1 protein-coding gene is annotated in these 488 nt (G+C 62.3%); it reads left to right on the forward strand.

Going from position 1 to position 488, the window contains the following annotated elements; all coding sequences use genetic code 11:
* Positions 1-181 precede the first annotated feature (181 nt).
* Positions 182-488, forward strand: a 307-nt coding sequence (locus RNB18_RS51110) for a LysM peptidoglycan-binding domain-containing protein (RefSeq protein ID WP_311720937.1), incomplete at its 3' end; no start/stop codon positions are given.

Consider the following 488-nt stretch of genomic DNA (forward strand, 5'->3'; position numbering starts at 1 on the left):
CTCTTGCCATCCCGGTGCTGTGGACGTTCCCCTCAGCACCGGGATGGCAAGAGCGCCAACAGGACTGACAGGCGCAGGTATCCCGCTCGACTTGAGGTAGCCCGCTACGCGCGACCACAGACCGAGGGGTACTCGACACTGAGCCGATATGGGCCGCACACGACCAGAAAGGCAGTGGCAGATGAAGAACTACACCGTGGCACTCGGCGACACCCTGTTCGGGATCGCCCAGCGCGAATACGGCGACGGAGATCTCTACCCCGTGATCGCCGAGCAGAATCACCTCAGCAATCCGGGGCTGATCAACATCGGGCAGGAATTGTTGATCCCGTACGTCACCTACCGGCATCTGTTCACGGCTGATGACGGCACCGCCGCCCGCAGGCAGCTCACCCAGTCGTTCTACGGGACGCAAAGCCCGGACATCCAGTTGATATGGGAAGTGGTCAACGGTGTGGCGCAGCGGGAGATCCGTCGCGGTACGTGGT

The organism is Streptomyces doebereineriae, assembly GCF_031845645.1.
Taxonomy (GTDB): Bacteria; Actinomycetota; Actinomycetes; order Streptomycetales; family Streptomycetaceae; genus Streptomyces; species Streptomyces canus.